Genomic DNA, 20,190 nt, shown 5'->3' with positions numbered 1-20,190 from the left:
TGAATTTAAGTTGATTGTATTAATTTAAAACGCGGCAGGACTTGCCCATCTTCAAGCTGAACGGTTTCGCTAAACATTGTCAATGGGCGTACCCACATCGAATAATCCCCATATAAGCATTGGTAGACCACCAACTGTTCTTCTGTTTCACTATGACGAGCCACGTTAAAGACTTGATATAGCTGTCCTTTATAATGCTGATAGATGCCACGTTGTAAAGTCATGTTCGTTACCCTTTATTTATGCCACGAAATGATTGCAGTTATATAACAACTTTGATTGTACTCAAATTTTTACTGAAAGATATGTTCAAAAAAGTGACAAAACCAGTAAAAATTCAAAAAACCGATCAAACTCATAAAAACATACTGTTTTACCTATTCAGTGCTTTTGCGTACTATAGCCTCATTGAATGAATTTAGCTGATTTGAAAGCCTTAGTCTTTGGAGAAATACATGTTAGATCAAAATATTAAAACTCAATTAAAAGCTTACTTAGAACGTTTAGAAAGTCCAATCGAGTTGGTTGCTGCTTTAGATGAATCAGACAAAGCTGCAAAAATCAAAGAACTCGTGACTGAAATTGCTGAACTTTCTGACCAAGTTACGGCGCGTTTTGACGGTTCAAACGCTCGCCGTCCTAGTTTTGGTGTGGCCAAAGCTGGTGAACAACCACGGGTGTTCTTTGCTGGCTTACCGATGGGACATGAGTTTACTTCTTTGATCTTGGCATTATTACAAGTGTCTGGTTATGCGCCTAAAGTGTCTGATGAAATACTCACTCAGATCAAAGGTCTCAACTTAAGCGCAAATTTTGATGTGTTTGTATCTTTAAGCTGCCACAACTGTCCAGATGTGGTTCAAGCTTTAAACTTAATTGCGATCAATAATCCAAATACCACAGCAACCATGATTGATGGTGCCTTCTTCCAAGACGAAGTTGAAGAACGCAAAATCTTGGCAGTACCAATGGTGTTTCAAGACAACCAGCATATTGGTCAAGGTCGTATGACTTTGGAAGAAATCGTTGCCAAGTTGGATAGCAATTCAGCTGAGAAAGATGCCGCCGCAATCAATGCCAAAGATGCATTTGATGTATTGGTGATTGGCGGTGGTCCTGCAGGTGGTACTGCTGCAATCTATGCAGCACGTAAAGGGATTAAAACTGGGATCGTCGCTGAACGCTTTGGCGGTCAGGTCATGGACACCATGGACATTGAGAACTTCACGACCGTTCAAAAAACCGTAGGCCCACAGTTTGCTCAAGACATGGAAGCACATGTGCGTGAGTACGGTGTGGACATTATGAACCTGCAACGTGTCAGCAAGATCACTGGTGCAGATCAAACAGCCAATGGTCTGGTTGAGGTTGAACTGGAGAATGGTGCCAAACTTGAATCGAAAACCATTATCCTGTCTACAGGTGCGCGTTGGAGAGAAATGAACGTACCAGGTGAAGCAGAATACCGTACTCGTGGTGTAGCCTACTGCCCACACTGTGATGGTCCATTATTCAAAGGCAAACGTGTTGCCGTGATTGGTGGTGGTAACTCGGGTGTAGAAGCAGCGATTGACCTTGCAGGCATTGTTGAGCATGTAACTTTGGTTGAGTTTGATACCAAACTTCGTGCTGACCAAGTATTGCAAGACAAGTTAAATAGCTTGCCAAATACCACTGTGATCTTGAATGCTCTCAGTACCGAAGTGGTGGGTGATGGTGCTCAAGTAACGGCCTTGAAATACAAAGACCGCGCCACAGATGTTGAACACACAGTCGAGCTTGCAGGGATTTTTGTACAGATTGGTTTATTACCAAACACAGATTTCTTGAAGAATAGTGCGGTTGAACTGAGTAATCGTGGTGAGATCGTGATTAATGATCGTAATGAAACCAATGTCAAAGGTGTCTTTGCCGCAGGTGACTGTACTACAGTGCCATATAAGCAAATCATCATTGCCACAGGTGAAGGCGCGAAAGCATCACTATCTGCTTTTGATTATATGATCCGTTCTGGCGTTTAAACTCATCCGCCAACATGTACACGCACTTACATTTTCCGATGTAAGTGCGTGTTTTTACAAGTTATCAACAAATATTCAACTTTATTATTCATCAAGTTTATGTTTATATTTTCGGTATCCATTCCTATTGGATGCCACAAAGAAAAGGAAATAGACAATGAATAAATTACTTGTTGCTTTAGGTCTTGCTGCTACTGTTGCGCTTGTAGGCTGTAATAAAGATAAAGCACCTGAAACTGGTGCAACTACAGGTGAGCATTTAGAACATGCCGCTAGCCAAGTTGGTGCTGATGTTCAAAATGCTGCTGATTCTGCTGCTAACAATGTTGCAACTGCTGTAGATACAGCGGGTGATCAAATTGATGCTGCTGCTGATCACACTGCGACTGCAACTGCTGAAGCTGCTGCAAAAACTGAAGCTGCTGCACGTGATGCAACTGCTAAAGTTGCTGGTGCTGTAGAGTCAACTGCTGCTGATGTGAAAGAAAAAGCTCAACAATAATTGAGTTGAAATAAAAAAGCCTCTATCAACAGAGGCTTTTTTATTGATCTGAATTAACTTAACAAACCTTCATCACGCATCGCAATTTGTACCGACTGACGTTCAGCCACTTTGTTACGCAATGCGATAATGTTGATATAAGGGGTTAAATCATGTTCGATATGGTTGGACCAATTGGTGAGAACAAATAAATACGCATCCGCAGGACCAAAGTTGTCATCAACTAAATAATCACAATCTGATTCAGCTAAATAGTTGTCGATATATTTAAGCAAACGATCAACTTCTGCATAAGCTTTGGCTTTCTCATCATCAGTGAGCTTACCACCAAAGAACACTGAATAAGCGTCATGCAGTTCTGAGTTCAAATAGCCTAACCATTCAAGGACTTTAGCACGCCCCATCCCCGATGGTGGGATTAAATCCTGTTTTGGGTCATGCTGCGCCAAAAACGGTAAAATCGCTACATTCTCAGTTAAAATTAAACCTGGATTAATTTCCAATGCAGGGACATAGCCCTTTGGATTAATCTCGTAATAATCTGCACCTTTTGAAGTTTTATGTGTTTTTAGATCAACTCGTTCTAAATCAAAATCAACGTTTATTTCATTTAAAATAATATGGGCAGCCAATGAGCAAGCACCAGGGGAATAATACAACTTCATAATTGATCCTTGTTATCTAACAACTTATGCTCTAGGACGTTCCTACGAAACTCGAGAACAGAAATAACTAAAATTTATAATCGCTTTCATGCTAAGAACATCTACACCACTACTATTAATGAATTTTTTTCTACCTTGCAAGTTATATTCCGTGACGATTGATTAATTTATGAAAAAACAAACTAAACAATGTCACGGAAATCGGGTTATGCTCGACCAAAAAGCTTGCCTAACCACTCAAATAATGAGTTTAAAAATTCAACGATAATATTTTTCGGATTGTTTGGTTCAAGTTGCGAGTCCGAGCTTTTCATATCCAAATCTACAATCACAGGATCATGGTCCGAAGAACGATAAGCATCTGCCGAGAAGAACAAGGCCTTTTGCTCATCGGTTTTATATTCCTCGTTATAGTCCAATACTGTTGGCTCATCGGCATTGATATGCCATGCAAAGGTCTTGATTACACGTTTATACAGATTGGCATCGGCAATGGCATGATCAAGATTACCTGCACCGCCATAACCATCGGCATCACTCGCAACACCAAACACATAACTATACGCCTTATTGCCCTCACCGACTTTGCTGTCATTCAGCAAAACTTTGTAGTTGGCTTTCTCAAAGGTCAGGATCGGATCTTCTTTGGCATAACTGTTCATATCCCCCAAAAGCAAGATATTCGGATTTTTTACTTGAGTCGGATTCTTGGCAATCCATTGGGTGAGTTGCTCAACCGCTTTCACTCGGGTTGGGTTCCAACAGCCCTGCCCATCACGTTGATCCGCATCGAGAGAACTTTCATCGACACCTCGACAGCTCTTCGACTTAAGATGATTTGGAATCACGGTGAAGATTTGTCCGCCTTGTACAGGCTTGAAGGATTGTGCAATGATCGAACGGCTCTTATCGCCTAGGTCCAATACCGCAGGTTTATTCACTGGCTGTACACGTTTGCTGTTATAGATAATTGCAACTGCAATCACATCAGTACCCAACTGGTTCAAGCCTTCTGGAATTACATATTTCCAGTCTGGTCCTAAAGCTTTGGTGAGATTGGCAACTGCGCTGTCACTGCCATAACCATTGTTGGCTATCTCCATCAGTCCATAAACATCTGCATCAATTGATTTTAATGCATTGACGATTTTGGCATGTTGTTTATCAAATTCAGCCTGACTATTGGCACCACGTTCGGTTGGGAAGCCGTTCTTACCATTGTCATAGTTCAAGACGTTAAAAGCCGCAGCGCGAATATGCTTGCTTTGTTTAGCCGTAATGGTTGGGCGCGGATTAGTGGTGGTCACGACTTCTGGCAAGTTCGCCCCTGCAATCGGCTGTACACGCCACGCATTAAAACGATATTCTAGAATCCCTTGTGCATTCTTTAACTGATAACCAGAACGTAATGTATTTAAAGCACTAAAGTTTTGTGGCAACCACGGTGCGCGGTTTTGATTATTATAACCATCATCAAAAATAATTTTTGAAAGTAGATTCTGCTGTGCTAAAGCCTTGGCTTCATTTGAAAGTGCAGGATAAAGATTGGTTGGAATAAATAAGCGACCAAGACTCAGAGAAAGTTCACCATAACGACCGAAATTATAGTTTTCGCTTACCGTCAACGTTTGCGGTAATTTTACCAGCATGCCCTGATAACGTTTCGGTGAGTTCCCCGCTGTATCGGTCAAACTGCTAAAGGGTAAGTTTAAATCCAATGGTTGAATCAACGATGCCATGTTCTGGTTACAGGTTTTAATATCCTGTTGTAACTGATCCAGTTGAAGTTGGTTTTGATAACTGGTTAAACGACCACGCAGAATCACTTCATCACCCACTTGCCCACCTTTGACAGCACTGCTTGCAGGGATATAAACAAAGATGGCATTGCTGACATTTGGCGTTGCTTTGCTGTCAGGGGTTTGTACATAAAAACCTGAGAAACCATTGCTATAACGGTAATCCGCTGTAATCACACCACGAATGGTGTAGTTTTGATTTTGAGTCGATTGCGCAAGACTGGCAATCGGCGTATCGCTACTGCTACAGCTGACTGCATCTACAGGTGGAGTGGTGGTTGAACCAGTTAAATTCGAAAAGTCATTACGATCTGTCCATGCCTGCCAAGACTGGTCAAGGTCAAATGGGCTGGTCGGATCAACACTCACCACAGGATTGTCCGTTTGAATGCGCTTAAAGCTATTCGCAGTACTGAATACCGTCGTACCCCAGCCTGACGTTGGGCGCTCACCAATACGACCAAAACGATCTACAGGCGTACCGCGATACAGCAATACAATGGCATCGTCACCATTAAAAGATAATCCCGCAACTTGATTAACCTTATCGCCCAATTGCGCCTGTAGTTCTGAACGACCAATCAGGAATTTTTGTTTACTGGCTAGAGTTCCCTGTAATGGGAAGGCAACTGTTTTAACTGTGCCACCATTATTAAACTGCTGGATTTCATAATCAGCTAAATTCACCGTTGTGGCATCGGGGTTATAGATTTCCAGTCCTTTTTTATTGCTGCTGCCATCGACATATTGACTAAACATCAATTGTGCATGTGCAACAGAAAAGATTGAAGATGCGCCTAACAGACCTAAACAAATGGCGATCGAATGGTATTTAAAATTGTTCATGGTTTTTTACTTAGTGTTAAAATTGTAATTAGGCTATGCAATTTCTGTGACAGCTACATGAAGTTTTTTTGACAAATTTTAAGCAATTTTAGAAATGACTGGCTAAATAAAATCACTTAAAGTTTGACTTGACCACCTGAACACTTAAAATACGGCATTTCTATATTTATATCTCCAGAATCATGTCAAACGATCAGTTAGAAACGCAAATTACGGAACTCGACAATTTGCCTGAGCACCGTGAAATTGTGACGTTTATGCGTCGTTCAGCTCCGCTCAATACTTCACAACGTACTGCTTTAGAAGATTATCGTGATTTAATTTTGGAATACCCTGTTGGTGATTTACGTCAACACTTTGAACATCCTGAACGTCCATTAACTGTTGAAATCGGTTTTGGTATGGGTCGCTCTTTGGTATTAATGGCAAAAGCCAATCCTGAACGTAACTTTGTCGGAATCGAAGTGCATGTGCCTGGTATCGCACAGTGTGTCTATGAAGCGGGTATGGCAGGTTTAAAGAACTTGTTTGTACTAGATGCCGATGCAATCCAAGTATTACGTGAAATGCCAGATAACAGTATTAACTGTGTACAGCTTTATTTCCCAGATCCGTGGCAGAAGAAGCGTCACTTTAAACGCCGCTTTGTGATTCATGAGCGTATGCAACTAGTTGAGCAAAAGCTTGAGTTGGGTGGTACTTTCCACTCAGCAACTGACTGGGAACCGTATGCAGAGTGGATGCTTGATATCCTAGATAATCGTCCTGATATGGAAAACTTGGCAGGTAAAGGCAATAGTTACCCTCGTCCAGAATGGCGTCCAGTGACTAAATTTGAGCGTCGTGGTCTGGAATCTGGTCATAAGATTAATGATTTTATCTTTAAGAAAATAAAGTAAAGAATCTTTATTGTCTTAGCAAACCCTCTTTTAAAAACAAACTATAGCATTAAATATCATATATTTAGTGCTATTTTATCATTCAGTCGTATTCAAAATATTGTTAGCAGCGCGATACATCTTTCTCAAAAACCGATCAAGAAAAAAATATCTTGAATTAGCCTCAAAGAATAAAACAGATTAAGGACATACTCCATTTGGAATATGTCCTATCATTGCCCTTCCAATCTCCCATAACCCAAGGACAGAGAGAATAAAAATAGCGAGAGCTAATAATATATAGGCTTATATCACCTTAATTTTAAAACAAATATAAGCATCAGGACACTAATAGTTGCCCTATTTCTAGGCTAGAATAACCTCGTTCTTTAAATATTAAAACGATCGCTTTTTTATAAGCTTCCGAGTGAGATGTTTTATATTTTGTGATCAGCTGAATTTCAGTATTCAGTTCCAGATCACTTTTTAAAGTCAATACTTCCGTAGAGATTGAGTCAAAAATCTTTAGCTTAAACATACAGGTGCTCTTTCGTTACGTTATAGCGGCCCGACTACAACAAACACCTGCCTAAGTTCAAAACTAGACACCCTTTTGATAAGGATTACAAATTTAAGAAATGTCTGCAATATACTCCTTAAATAAAGTGTAAATATTATTCAAGAAAACTGATCAATTCTGAAAATTAAAAATAGATCGTAATCGCTATCCAACCCTTCTCTTGTAGGTTAGAAAAAATCTGTCTTCTTGATTTCAAGCAGGTAATCACTATCCAGCACTTTCACTGTTTTATTTTTGAACTGAATAATGTTTAACTCCGCTAAATCTTTAAGAACACGATTGAGCTGTCGAGTTGAAATTCCAAGCATAGCGGCAATAGAATCACGTTTTTCTAACTGAATTACGGTTCCTTCAGCTTCAGCTCTAATTGCCAAGTACTTCCGTACTTTCACAAATGCAGGAAGTGATACGTTCGTCAGCAATTGAGTCGAAGCATATAGTTTTTTACTCAGGTGAGTACAAATAAAACGTAGAAAATTAGGGTCATTAAAACCATATTGCTGAATCTTACCCAAAGGTATTTCAAGAATATCTGCCTTTGAAATTGCCCTAACAGTACTCACCGTATACAGATCGATATCTAAAAAAAGCTCTAAGTCACCAATCACCGAGAATGCCTTTTCGATAGAAAATACAGCATAACTTCCATCTTGATGAAAATGTTCTACTTGCAACTTTCCATCCACCAGTAAGAAGAGATTATTCAATGAACTCCCTTGTGCAACAAGGTATTCCCCCTCTTCTATTTGCTTTAATCGTAGATTTTCTAACAATGCCGGAGAGAAATAGTTACACAATGAAAATGTATCCACATAGTTCTGCATTAATTCATTTTTACTCATATTCTTCATCATTTACGACTCTTCTCTAGCCTGCGCATCTATCAGACATACACCGTTTCGCTCTATGTTTTAAGTTGACCTTAGGCATCCATGTGATAGAGCTAAATTATATTCTTCGGTCAGCACACTTTATCAAATATCAAAAAAGGGACATATGTCCTTTTTCTAATTTAAATTGAAACATAAGCTGTAGCACACCTCAAGAATAACGGTATTGTCATATCACAGTGAGACATGTATTGATTGATACTGATACAGCATCTGATGAAGCAATATTGAGCCCGTCACTCTTTGTAAATTGAGAGAAGTATGAATTTATTTGATTCTAAAAAATTAGCCAAGGTTGAGCTGCATGTTCATTTAGACACCTCCCTGAGCTATTATTGTGCGAGGCAAATTCTGCCAGATTTAAGACTAAAAACGTTTAATGACACTTTTATTGCCCCGAACAAATGTAAAGACCTAGGGGATTTTTTAAGTAAAATAGCGCCTACTCTGGATATTCTACAGACAAAATCAGCCATTGCGCTTGCAGTCGATGATCTATTTGATCAACTGAAGGCAGACAATGTTATTTATGCAGAACTTCGCTTTGCTCCCCTATTACATACACGACTAGGACTAACAGTAGAAGAAGTGACTGAAACAGTCCTAAAAGCAATGCAGCAAGCATCGGCATTATACAATATCAAAGCTGGACTACTTTTATGCACGCTCAGGCACTTTAGTTTTGAAGATAGTATGAAGACTGCAAAATTAGTGACTAACTTTATGAATGATGGCGTTGTTGGACTTGACCTAGCGGCTGACGAAGCACGGTATTCATTAGACAATCACATCGCAGCTTTTGAACATGTTAGAGGTATGGGCGGCAATGTCATAGCGCATGCAGGAGAAGCCAAAGGAGCTGATAGTGTTACCGAAGTGCTAGATAAATTAAGCGTAACTCGTATAGGCCATGGCGTACGTAGTATAGAAAATGATGCTGTCGTTGCAAGATTAAAGCAGCAAAATATATTACTTGAAGTATGCCCAAGCAGTAATATCGTATGTGATGTTTTTGAAAATATTGAAAAACATTCAGTCGATAAGCTTAAGCAAGCTGGTGTAAAGCTCAATATTAATACGGATGCTCGAACGGTGGCGAATACAACTTTAAATCAAGAATATCAATTATTACATGATCGGTTTGGTTGGCAGGATGAAGACTTCATACAAACCAATATTGATGCTTTAAATGCAAGTTTTATCTCAGCAGAAAGCAGAGAAAAATTGCTGCAATTAGTCCAAATATATTAAACCAGACCTTACAACTATTTTTAATGCCTCTATAACCTTGTGAACGTAGAGTTCTATCATTTTGGAAATAACAGGAAAGCTGAATGAATACCGACATTATTAAAGGTCGTTTACTCTTTTTAAAAGAAGCTGAAAATCTAAAAAATATCATGCGTTCATCCCACACGTCTAATGGCCGAAATGAGAGTACTGCTGAGCATACGTGGAGACTTGCCTTATTAGCACTGGTATTTGAAGATGAATTGACATACCTCGACTTTTCAAGAGTCTTAAAGATGTGTCTTGTTCATGATTTGGGCGAGACAATTCATGGTGATATTCCTGCGATCGAAAAGCAAAATCATCCTGATAAAAATGCCCAAGAACGTAATGATCTCTTATTCCTTACCCAGTCATTAGATGATCCGCTAAGAAGCTCGCTACTTGGACTGTGGGAAGAATATGAGGCTGGTCAAACGCAAGAAGCAATTGCTGTAAAAGCCTTAGATAAGTTAGAAACGATTTTACAACATAACCAAGGCATTAATCCCGATGATTTTGATTATGAGTTTAACCTTACTTATGGTGAGAAATATACGAACAAACATCCTTTGTTTAAAAGTATCCGTGCACTCTTAGATACGGAAACAATGCAAAAAATAAATACTGGCTATTAATAGACAACATTTATTTGACTAAATTCTCTATAAAACTTACTACCGTAAATTTCCTTATAGATTCAACAATTAAAGCACTGAATATTAAGCTTAAATTTCAAACATTTTCAGTATAATAATTAAGGATTTTTACACCCAATTAAAGATTGATTAAAAGTTAAAATATGATTTATTTGTTATTTCCCACATACTCAACTAATCCACTTAAATTTTGCTTAGCATGACTTCTAATATAACAATTAAATGCAATATTATATTGAGCTTCAACATACTCATTGTCTACTGCAACTTGCAACAAACGAGTGCTTGAATTGATTCTTTAAAACGCCCTTCCTTACTCACAACAAAGCTCTACTTGGTTTTATGACTCAATATCACTTACAGTTTGGCATCTTTTAATAACTATCAAAAAGTTCCGCTGAGATCTGTTTGAACTCCATCACAAGCTTATAATCGAGCTGCTACAACCATCTGGACTCTATAAAGCCTGATTGCACATAAAAAATCTAAAATAATTTCACTCTCTCCTATTTTGGATTTAAATCCATATAATATTTCAACCTAACATTGTAAACTACAGAAGGGCTCCCCCTCATTGCCATTTCGATAAAACAGTCTTAATTTCAACATAGCTTTTGAGGAACTTAGTTGTGTAGGTTTCTCATACTTTCATCATCTTCATATTGTTTTAAGAAATAATATGGAAAAATCACATGTAACCTCATATTGATTATTATAAAGCAAGAAATGAATAAAAAAACACCTGGCAAAATAGAAGACTCATAAGCAGGAGAAATTTTTAAAAAACCATTCATCGTAAAGACAAATGCAATCTGCGAAATAACAATTGCAGCAATAACAGACAAATTGCTAGTTTTATACTTATGTTTACTAATTAAAAAAAAGAAATCATATAATTCGATGTCATCTTTTGAAAAAAAAGCCTCATCTAAAAGACTCCAATACGTATTAGAGCGCAACTCGATCCTATTATAAAACCAAATAAAAACAAACAAAACAAAATAAATAAAAATATAACCAAAAAAATAAAAATCACCCAAATCTAAAGCAACCAACAAGGAGAGAAGAAAAAAGCAAAAGGAACTCAGATAGCAACTTAAATAACGATGACGAGCATAATCCAAGATGCTAGACTTACTTTTGACTCTTATATAAACACAAAATGAAAAATAAAAAACAAAAGCTAATGTTAGTAGAAAATTAATTAAATCCGAATTCGCAGAAATTGATGAAAAAAATATTAAAAAAGTTAAAAACCCTAACACCAAATTCATAATAAAATGATTTTTAACAAAATATTTACAATCAAAACCAGACAATTTCAAAGACATTTAAAACCCTTAACTACAAACCTAAATAATAATTCCCAACTTAATTTAATCAACTAATTTCCCTGGTTAATCATATCACACAAATATTCCCTAGCAGAACTATGCAAGCTATTGAAAGAAATAAGATATTATTTTTTACTAAAAAAATTAAAACCCAACATCCTATTACTTAAAGCTCTTCTAAAACCCTTATCACGCTAAGTTCAAAAAGGTTAATTAGAAAGTAATCTTTTAAAAAAAATTAGCCTTTTAAAGGTATACTCCCATAGTATTAAAAACAAAAGAACCAAGGCATACACAACAAAACCAACCTTCCACTCCATTGCAATATTATCCACATCAAAATAACTTTTAAATTTAAAAATAAAGAAGTATGGTCCAACTACGAACATATATAAAACATAAACCATAGTAAATATTTCAAGCCCCACACCCCAAACCTTACCATATTTAAGTTCAAATTCACTTGAAAAATCATCATAATTATTATCAACAATCACCAAACTATCTTTCGAGAATTCTATTAAAATCCCCTCTAACTTAATTCTGAAAACAATATAATCCAAAATAATATATATAAAAATTGGAAAAAGAACAAATATGGCATGACCCTTCAAAGACAAAACCAGGGTAAAGGCAGAAAAAGCAAATAAAAGAAAAGCATTTAATGTGATATACATAAAGTATTTTTGACCACTCACACCTAACGCAGCTCTTCCTTGTAAAGTAAAAAGCACACCAAAAAATAAAAATATGAATAAACAAAAAATAAAATTTGAAAAAATATAAATAAAACTCAGGGAAATAACAAATATTAATAAAGCAAGAAAAGATTTATGAATCAGTTCATATTTTTTCATTTTATTTCCAATTCCATATGCAGCTAAAAACAATAGATTTAAGTTTCTGCACAATCATTAAAACCATCCTAACTGATCAAAAATTGTGATTAAAAATGTAGTTTCCAAAACCTTCTCTATAATTTTATTTGACTCCCCACTCAACATTACTAACAACCTATACTCCCTTCTTCAAAAATAATATTAGTCAATCAAAAAATTATAATTACAATTATAAGCATCCGTCTGTTGAGAATCCAACAAGAGCTAGGTCTGAAACTAAAAAGGTATTGTGCAGTTCCTCTTCAACAAATACGTATGATAGACTCAATATTGTAAGAGCCCCCCCAGAATCAAATGAAGAGAATAAAATGACTTATCGTTTGTATAGAGTACGCTGTGTCACCAATATTCAACAGTCTGTCAAGTAGCTTCAGGTCGTATATGAACCATCCGAATTGTGTTCATAGTTTGCCACAATAAATAATTCCGCATCAGACATTGATTAATCCCTCTAAAATTCTTAAGAAATTCATAAGTAATAAATCCAGGATGTTCCTTTCGAGACCTAACTAACACAATAAAACAATAAGTTGAAAAAAAAATTGATAAAATTATGCATTTACATTGCCTCCTTTTTTTAAATGAAAAAAACAGTATTATATACAATAATTACTTTATTTTTACTCCTCTCAGCTAGCTTACTATTTCTCTGTATTAAAAAATCATTATTTAGTTTCACACATAAAAACTGGGTGAAGCTAGACAAATTTGAAATTATAGAATCAGAAGTTTACTGTTCACACAAACCATTTTATAGAGGTATTAATAGAGCAGCATACCGCTCTATAAAATATAAATACACTATAGATAAAAAAAACTACTATATTAATGAGGATAAAATTTTCAACTATTATAGAACAAGTTTTTTTGAGTCGTGTGAAAATTTAAAAATTAAAAACACACAACTATGGAATAACCACAAAAAAAACGGGGATATAAAAGTTTATATATCCAAAGAAAACAATATAGGGAAAATACATATTAATGAAAACCAAATTAGTTTAAAAACATCTTGGTTATCATTAATAGTTCTAGAACTACAGGGAATCATTGCAACCATTTCTGCACTTATTTTGTGCACATTTTTATACTTATTTATAAAAAAAAATTAATCATCCAATTGCATTAATGCTGCTCCAGCTTCTTCAATACCATTATCATAAGCTTTTTTGAACCAATACTTAGCTTTTTCTATATCATTAAAGTTATGTTGATATATATAAGCTAAATTAAATTGCGCTTGAGGGAAATTTTGTTCTGCTGCTTTAGTATATAATTCCAATGCTTTTTTCTCATCTTTAGGTAATCCATCACCATTAAAATAAGCATTAGCTAAATTGAATTGTGCTTGAGGAAAGTTTTGTTCTGCTGCTTTAGCGTATAGCTCTAATGCTTTAGCCTCATCCTTAGGTAATCCATCACCATTTAAATAAGCATTAGCTAAATTAAATTGTGCTTGAGGAAAGTTTTTTTCTGCTGCTTTAGAATATAGCTCTAATGCTTTTGATTTACTTACTGGCACAAAATTTCCATGAGCATACATTAACCCTAAGTTGTATTCAGCTTCAGGAAAGTTTTGTTTCGCCGATTTATCAAACCAAAAAAAAGCTTTTTCGTAGTCTTGTTTTGTACCTAACCCTTCAAAATACATACTAGCTAAATCATTTTGAGCTTCAGCTAAGCCCATATTAGCGGCTTGCTCAATCAATTGAAAAGCTTTTTGATAATCTTGCGACACTCCTTTACCTAAATAATATTTTTCACCATTTTGGTAAATTTTTTCTGCATTTTGTGAAACTGTTACAGATTCAACTGTAGGTTTAGAACATGCTAAAAGAACTAAAGGATTAAAACCTAATAAAACAAAAACTGTTAAAAACTTTAATTTCATATAAAAACCTTGTAATTAATCTGCACCAATTACATGCCATTCTAGCATAGGATCTTTTTTAGTTTCTATTGCCTTCCTTTTTTCCTCAGCAGCTTTATCTTGCTCATCCATTATATCAATCGCTTTAATAATACCTTTAGCTACTTCTACAGCAGGACCAGTTTCTCCAACGGCTGTACCTACTTTGTCACCTACATACTTTCCACCATAGTTAAATGCTATATAACAAGCTGTACCTGCTATAGCGACTCTCTTCGGATCTAATTTTTTCACTGCAAACTTTGTACATTTCCCTGCAGCAGCCAAACCCGCAGTTTCGCCACTTTTTGATAAAATCATTGTCGAAGATTTTGATGCGAGAGCTTTCGCATCTTTTTGCTTTATTGCCACAACAATCTCTGCAGCATCCCCAACATTTCCTAACATTCCACCAACTTTATCAACTTTACCAGCCACTTTTCCAATATTTGTAACTTTAGTGTGCTTATTTCCCTGAAATACTCTATTTGTTTCTGGATTATGAGAATACATTTTAATTTTTTTTAAGTTTTCTAGACTAAATCCTGGGGAATTTTTAGAGTGTAAGACGCCCCATGCAAAGTTATTCTTTTCTACTACTTTCGTACCTGTTGTCAAATAACCCAACCAATCAGAAGCTGTTTGAATTGCACTAGCTGCATCTTTTACATCTTCAGCCGAAATTACAAGTACAGATCTACCATTCTGGTTCTTCATCTGCTGATCTTTTTTAGACTCATCCACCATTTTTAATTCTCTCCGTCATTGAATGATGTTTCTCCTGAATAATTACTTCGTCTATAAGCTCCCTTTTCCTCAGAATCTTGAAACAAATCTATATCTTTTAAAATTTTAGGGCTAATCAGTGTAATTTCTCTTACATAATTATTCTCAATTCTAATAATAGGCTTAAACTCATTATCAATAATACTTTTTACTGAAAGTAAAGGAAAATTAACATTAGGACACTTAAAGACAGCCTCACCATTTTTATCAGTTGTGCCTGTTAAAATAATCTTATTATTTTCATCACTCAACTGAAATATTAAATTAGGAATAGCTACACCTAAAAAGTCTAAAAATTGAATAAAAGTATTCTCATCTTTGGTTCCTCCAAAATTTTCAATATAGTAATGCCACTCATCTCCTCCAATTAAGATTTTAACTTTTTCTTTTTCATGCGATCTTATTCGATCAGTTCTACCATATTGATCAAGCGTCCCCTTTTTAACTTTCCCATTATAATGCAATATTGAATATTCAATATTTTTTAATTCCGACTGCTTAAAGAGATTAAAAACATCCAATTTATTACTATAAGCATATTGAATGTTTGGTAATTCAGGTAAAATATAATTTGACTTCGCCCCACCCACAAACAAATGCTGCCCAGCCTTCACCTCAAACTTGCCACTAGTCACAGGGAAAATCCCTGAGCCATTCAGCTTAATCTGAGAACCACCCGCAGTAATCACAATCTCTTTGGGGCTGGTGATTTCAATACGGTCTTCAGTCGAAGTAATTTGTATGCCTTGCTTGGCAAGTAAATCCATGCCATCCCCTTGGGCCTGAACTTCAAACTTGCCTTTGGCTGCGACTTGTTTAATGCCATTTTGTGCGGCAAACAGACTGGCTTTACCACTCACATGTGCCACCAGATTTTTTTGGGTGCTTAGATTAATACTATCACCCGCAAACTGATTGATCTGTCCATCCGCAGAGAGATGAATATCTTCATTGCTACTTAAACCAATGCCCGCAGGTGAGCTAAGCAACAACATCGCCTTATTAAATTTGGCAATATCAGATTCAATTTCTTCCGCAAATTCTTTGAGTTGATCCAGCGATTCTATTTCATCGGTCTGTTGGTTCTTGGCAACTTCACTTAAGGCTTTGGCATTGTTTTGATTGCCCTCAAGCTGCTGTTTAGCAACTTGTGCGTCCAGATGTTCACCTTGGGCTTGATCTTGTTTATAGGTGGAAAGTAATAAACCATCGCCTGCCCGCACTGCACCCCATTGGTCGGTACGTAGCTCAAAACCTTCACCTCGGTCTTCACTTTCAGCCTTGTCTTTGGGATGACTGAGTTTACCCAGATTCAGTTGGCTGGCGGCATGGCTACTTTGCAACTGAGCACTGATCTGTCCTGTGGTGTCATCAAAGCGCAGTTGGTTAAAACCTTCACCTTGAACCTCTTTGGACTTAATTCCTGCCAGTTTCTTGGTGTCTGGCAGCTTACCTACTTGATCAAACTTGGTCGGGCTACGCTGGCCTTCATGAATTCTTCCCACCACAAATGGACGGTCAATATTGCCATCAAAGAAGTCTATGACTACGATTTCTCCAATACGCGGTAAGAAACGTGCACCATAGCCTTCACCTGCCCAAGGCGTCAGTACATCAACCCAAGCTGAATCGGTGTCGTTATCATTGGCACCCGCACCACCATCATGGCTGTGGTCATCGTTACGGGTGAATAGGAAACGGACTTTAATCCGCCCCCATTCATCCACATGAATTTCTTCGCCGCTTGGCCCAACCACTTTGGCTCGTTGCGGTGAGGCTATTGGGCGGTGTTGTAAGGGATTAAATTCAGGTACGGTTTTAATGCTGCGGCGTTGTAGTGTCAGTTGATTGGCTTGGCGTTCTTCTGTGTTATTAGATTGAGTTGGCTGCCAATTGCTTTGTGCTAATAATTGATTGATCTGCTGATGTAGATCTTTAGGCAAGTTGTTTTGGTTATAAAAGTTTTTGCCTGTAATCAGGAATTCTTTATCGCTGCCAGCATGTTGATCAATTTCAGGATGTTCAGCCAATTCAAACCAGTAACCCACATGCGTGTCGCGGACGGTGGTATGGGCTGTAAATTGCTTGGATTGTAAGTCGTAATATTGACCGAGATTTTGATTCAGTTTTTCGATCTGCGCATTGCCCGATGCGGTTGCACCATCTTCACCATTCAGGTCTTGCATCCATGCCGGTGAGAAATGCCATGCCTGCTCCAGACCTAAACTGGCATTGTCGTATTGAGCACTGTGTTTATGTGTGCTCTGCACACTGCCTGCGCCATCTTCTTGTTCCAGTACATCAGCTTGCCAACGCTGTACATGCACGCTGCTCGGTTGTAAGCTGCGTTGCCCGACCAAACTGGTCATGCTGTCATATTGCTCTGTCGCACTGCTGCGGTGGTAACGAATCGTTCTTCTGTCTAGCGCTTGGTATTGGCTATTGTCATCAATCAAGCGTAGTTTTTGCGGCTGAATCGCGGCACTGCTTTGCGGAACGATTCGCTCGGCTTCATCAATTAACCAGCTAATCCCTTCGCTACGCATCAAAGATGTTAAAAATGCTTCATCTGATTGATTATATTGCATAATAAAAGGACGAATATCGTAATCTTGGCTCAGTCCGCTTAAATCAAGCGTTAAGCTTGATGCAAATAAGGAACTCTTTTGTTGCCACTCTTTAAAGATAAGTTGCACGACATCAGGCACGCTCTTGTTCATAAACACACGGCTGTTACGACGTTGTTTCCACAATGCGGTGGGATCTTCTAAAGTCAGCTTATAGACGGTTAAGCTACCATCCGATTGCCCTTGTAAGGCTTGAGTAATGATCCCTGTGACACGGGTCAATTGTCCATTATCGGTCACCGTATCAATTGCCGCATGGCTACCAATAAATTGTTTGAGTGGAATGGTCGCATTGGTCGACAGGCAAATCAGTTCTGCCTTAAATCCATTATTCAGTTGATGCTGACCATCAATACGCTGTAGGAAGACTTGAGTCTTTAAACTTTGATGAGAAAATTGAATATGGATTGCACGTTTTTGTGCAGTAAGGCCGAGACTCTCTAAAGCTTGAAATATATTAGCCAACATCTTTTTATATAGAATTAAATCAAATTTTAGTCATGGTATACAAAACAGACTGATTTGTCTATTTTGTATACTTATTGTTAAATTAATTTAATGATGGCGTTTTAAAATAGATTCACTGATAAGACCATAGATATTCTGCAAGTCTGGACGATTAGAATCTGCTAATAACTGGCTATGCATACTTAATATATTTTGGTCACCACGCATCGCAGGGCCTGTCTGCATATCCTTGGGATTATTGGCTGTGGCTTTATTTGCGGTCTCTAAAATAAGTGGATAGAGCAAACTAAAATCAACCTGCTCTGCATCAACGATCTGCTTCGCCATGTCATAACAATAATTACTAAAATTACAAGCAAATACCGCTGCTAAATGCAAGGTCAAACGTTGTGTAGAACTATATTGATAGACACGTTGGCTTAAACTGTTGGCTAATTCGGTTAATAAGGTTAAGTCCTGTTGCTGTACTGCCTCAACAAACAAAGGGGTGTCTGCCCAATTCACATTCCTTTCCATACTAAAGGTTTGCAAAGGATAGAACACACCCGCGCGTGGATGTCTTTGTTCCAGTACTGATAAAGCAGTGCTCCCCGAAGTATGTACAATCAGATTTTCAGGGAGATATGGCGCAATCGAATCAATCACGCTACGAATCGCCTGATCACTGACTGCAATAATCACTAAATCGGTTTGCTCATCTAGCTGCTGCTCATCATCAATTGCTTGGGCACTGACTTGGTCTGCAAGGGTCTGAGCATGTTGTAGATTCCGACTACAGATTTGCACAATCTGATGCCGCAATTGCAATACTTTGGCCAAATGGGTTGCAACACGACCTGCGCCAATCAATGTAATTCGCATAATATTTATCTTAAAACCATCGCTGTGCTAAGCATGCCAATAAAAAAAGGACGAATCAATTCGTCCTTCTAGTTGTTGCTTACTTAATTGACATTATTGAGATAAACAATGCGCTCAATAGTACGTTGGGTGAAACACTTGGTGTACTGCATATCTTGGTCTTGTTGACGCATCGCATCATTCCAATAGCGTGATTGCTTTTGATAGGTTTCCAAATCTTTTTCAGGAATGTCAGACACATGCTTCTGAGCAAGTACTTTACAATCAACATCGCGTTTTTCAAACCAATCAGACTGGTCTTGCTGCAACTGTGCTTTCTGCTCTGGGCTAAACTTGTCCCACGTTTGGTTTAAACGCTCAACTTGTTGTGCTTTTTCAGCATCCAACTCTTTCTTGCGAATATCCATTGCTTTTTGAGCCAAACCCATTTGAGCCGATTCTTCTGCATCATATTGCTGCTGAGCTTGTTCATTGCTTTGTTCAATCAGGCGGTTTTCTTTTAAATAAGCCACATACTGTACGGCTTTGGTCGCCATAAAGACCACACCATCAATCACTGCATTTTGATCAGGGATATTGAATACTAAACCATCTTTATCAGTCTTGGTAATGTCATAGAAGAAACTACCTTTGAGCTTGTCATCTTCTAAAGTCAATGAATATTCATTATCTGCAAAATAATCACCTAAAGTACTGGCACTATAATCGCCTTCACACTCTTCACAATTTTTCTGCTGCTCAGCATAGGCATTTTCCGCACGCTTTTGTAAGCCTTTTGGAAATTGAACAATTAACTGACTTTCACAGCTTAATTGTGTTTTTGATGTTTGTTCACCTTCTGCTGTATCCAAAGTACGCACATTTTTAATTTCGAATTTCAGACCTTTATTGATTTTATCCAAAACATCATAGTCTGCCTGATACTGACTTTCTCTTAGGCTACGCTCGATTTGCTTTAAATAGTCTTTTTTGAGTGCCGCTTGAATATTATTCAAGTTATCTTGATTGGTACAGCTCCACTCTGCGACTGCCGCATCGGTATTTTCAACTTTATCTTTCGGTTTGAACTTATCACATCCTGTTAATAACACAGCTGCGGTTAATGTTGTGAATATCAAAAACTTATTCATATTAATACTCTATTATCTTGTTTTTCGAGCGTATTCTACTCAATTTAAATCTATACTTTCGAGTCTT

Annotated in this window: 18 protein-coding genes; 6 read left to right on the top strand and 12 right to left on the bottom strand. The window is 37.4% G+C overall.

Annotated elements, in window-relative coordinates; translation table 11 throughout:
• Positions 1-5: 5 nt before the first annotated feature.
• Positions 6-224 (bottom strand): DUF1653 domain-containing protein, encoded by a 219-nt coding sequence (locus V6E90_RS04635; RefSeq protein WP_016539763.1) that lies wholly within the window; start codon positions 222-224, stop codon positions 6-8.
• A 231-nt stretch (positions 225-455) separates the two neighbouring features.
• On the opposite strand from V6E90_RS04635, the gene ahpF reads away from it, so the two are divergent.
• Entirely contained in the window at positions 456-2,021 is a 1,566-nt protein-coding gene (gene ahpF / locus V6E90_RS04630; protein ID WP_332604650.1) for an alkyl hydroperoxide reductase subunit F, read from the top strand.
• Between the two features lie 157 nt (positions 2,022-2,178).
• Complete coding sequence (locus V6E90_RS04625) at positions 2,179-2,523, top strand: hypothetical protein (RefSeq protein WP_016542191.1); 345 nt, start codon at positions 2,179-2,181, stop codon at positions 2,521-2,523.
• 53 nt (positions 2,524-2,576) lie between these two features.
• On the opposite strand, the gene V6E90_RS04620 is transcribed toward V6E90_RS04625, so the two are convergent.
• Both V6E90_RS04620 and V6E90_RS04615 read right to left on the bottom strand, forming a co-directional pair.
• Positions 2,577-3,188, bottom strand: a complete 612-nt coding sequence (locus V6E90_RS04620; protein ID WP_016542190.1) for a glutathione binding-like protein — start codon at positions 3,186-3,188, stop codon at positions 2,577-2,579.
• A gap of 206 nt (positions 3,189-3,394) precedes the next feature.
• The gene (locus V6E90_RS04615) at positions 3,395-5,833 is read right to left on the bottom strand and encodes an ExeM/NucH family extracellular endonuclease (RefSeq protein WP_332604649.1); all 2,439 of its coding nucleotides are present in this window, start codon (positions 5,831-5,833) and stop codon (positions 3,395-3,397) included.
• A 182-nt stretch (positions 5,834-6,015) separates the two neighbouring features.
• Here V6E90_RS04615 and trmB point away from each other — a divergent pair, with 182 nt between their 5' ends.
• Complete coding sequence (gene trmB / locus V6E90_RS04610; RefSeq protein WP_004654068.1) at positions 6,016-6,732, top strand: tRNA (guanosine(46)-N7)-methyltransferase TrmB; 717 nt, start codon at positions 6,016-6,018, stop codon at positions 6,730-6,732.
• Between the two features lie 319 nt (positions 6,733-7,051).
• On the opposite strand, the gene V6E90_RS04605 is transcribed toward trmB, so the two are convergent.
• Both V6E90_RS04605 and V6E90_RS04600 read right to left on the bottom strand, forming a co-directional pair.
• Positions 7,052-7,249 carry a hypothetical protein gene (locus tag V6E90_RS04605; RefSeq protein ID WP_016660685.1) on the bottom strand — a complete coding sequence of 66 codons (198 nt, stop codon included), beginning with the start codon at positions 7,247-7,249 and terminating at the stop codon, positions 7,052-7,054.
• A 209-nt stretch (positions 7,250-7,458) separates the two neighbouring features.
• Positions 7,459-8,145 (bottom strand): Crp/Fnr family transcriptional regulator, encoded by a 687-nt coding sequence (locus tag V6E90_RS04600; protein ID WP_332604648.1) that lies wholly within the window; start codon positions 8,143-8,145, stop codon positions 7,459-7,461.
• 297 nt (positions 8,146-8,442) lie between these two features.
• Between V6E90_RS04600 and add the strand changes: the two genes are divergently transcribed.
• Together add and V6E90_RS04590 are read left to right on the top strand one after the other, a co-directional pair.
• Positions 8,443-9,432 carry an adenosine deaminase gene (gene add / locus V6E90_RS04595; protein ID WP_065342216.1) on the top strand — a complete coding sequence of 330 codons (990 nt, stop codon included), beginning with the start codon at positions 8,443-8,445 and terminating at the stop codon, positions 9,430-9,432.
• Between the two features lie 83 nt (positions 9,433-9,515).
• Positions 9,516-10,088 carry an HD domain-containing protein gene (locus tag V6E90_RS04590; RefSeq protein WP_065342217.1) on the top strand — a complete coding sequence of 191 codons (573 nt, stop codon included), beginning with the start codon at positions 9,516-9,518 and terminating at the stop codon, positions 10,086-10,088.
• Between the two features lie 644 nt (positions 10,089-10,732).
• Here the strand turns inward: V6E90_RS04590 and V6E90_RS04585 are convergent.
• Positions 10,733-11,440 (bottom strand): hypothetical protein, encoded by a 708-nt coding sequence (locus V6E90_RS04585; RefSeq protein ID WP_332604647.1) that lies wholly within the window; start codon positions 11,438-11,440, stop codon positions 10,733-10,735.
• 212 nt (positions 11,441-11,652) lie between these two features.
• Complete coding sequence (locus V6E90_RS04580) at positions 11,653-12,300, bottom strand: hypothetical protein (protein ID WP_332604646.1); 648 nt, start codon at positions 12,298-12,300, stop codon at positions 11,653-11,655.
• 623 nt (positions 12,301-12,923) lie between these two features.
• Between V6E90_RS04580 and V6E90_RS04575 the strand changes: the two genes are divergently transcribed.
• Positions 12,924-13,454: a hypothetical protein gene (locus V6E90_RS04575; protein ID WP_332604645.1), complete on the top strand. Its 531-nt coding sequence runs from the start codon at positions 12,924-12,926 to the stop codon at positions 13,452-13,454.
• On the opposite strand, the gene V6E90_RS04570 is transcribed toward V6E90_RS04575, so the two are convergent.
• From V6E90_RS04570 to V6E90_RS04550, 5 genes are all read right to left on the bottom strand, one after another.
• Entirely contained in the window at positions 13,451-14,233 is a 783-nt protein-coding gene (locus V6E90_RS04570; RefSeq protein WP_332604644.1) for a tetratricopeptide repeat protein, read from the bottom strand. The two genes, V6E90_RS04575 and V6E90_RS04570, sit on opposite strands and share 4 nt — an antisense overlap.
• Positions 14,234-14,248: 15 nt before the next feature.
• The gene (locus tag V6E90_RS04565; protein ID WP_332604643.1) at positions 14,249-14,998 is read right to left on the bottom strand and encodes a hypothetical protein; all 750 of its coding nucleotides are present in this window, start codon (positions 14,996-14,998) and stop codon (positions 14,249-14,251) included.
• Between the two features lie 2 nt (positions 14,999-15,000).
• Positions 15,001-18,132, bottom strand: coding sequence for a type VI secretion system Vgr family protein (locus V6E90_RS04560; RefSeq protein WP_332604642.1), 3,132 nt, complete (start codon positions 18,130-18,132; stop codon positions 15,001-15,003).
• A gap of 87 nt (positions 18,133-18,219) precedes the next feature.
• Positions 18,220-18,993, bottom strand: coding sequence for a Rossmann-like and DUF2520 domain-containing protein (locus V6E90_RS04555; protein WP_332604641.1), 774 nt, complete (start codon positions 18,991-18,993; stop codon positions 18,220-18,222).
• 83 nt (positions 18,994-19,076) lie between these two features.
• Positions 19,077-20,123: a hypothetical protein gene (locus V6E90_RS04550; RefSeq protein WP_016542179.1), complete on the bottom strand. Its 1,047-nt coding sequence runs from the start codon at positions 20,121-20,123 to the stop codon at positions 19,077-19,079.
• Positions 20,124-20,190 lie beyond the last annotated feature (67 nt).

It is taken from the genome of Acinetobacter sp. ESBL14, assembly GCF_036668815.1.
In the GTDB taxonomy this organism is placed as follows: domain Bacteria; phylum Pseudomonadota; class Gammaproteobacteria; order Pseudomonadales; family Moraxellaceae; genus Acinetobacter; species Acinetobacter gyllenbergii.
This window is presented reverse-complemented; position numbering and strand designations above follow the sequence as displayed.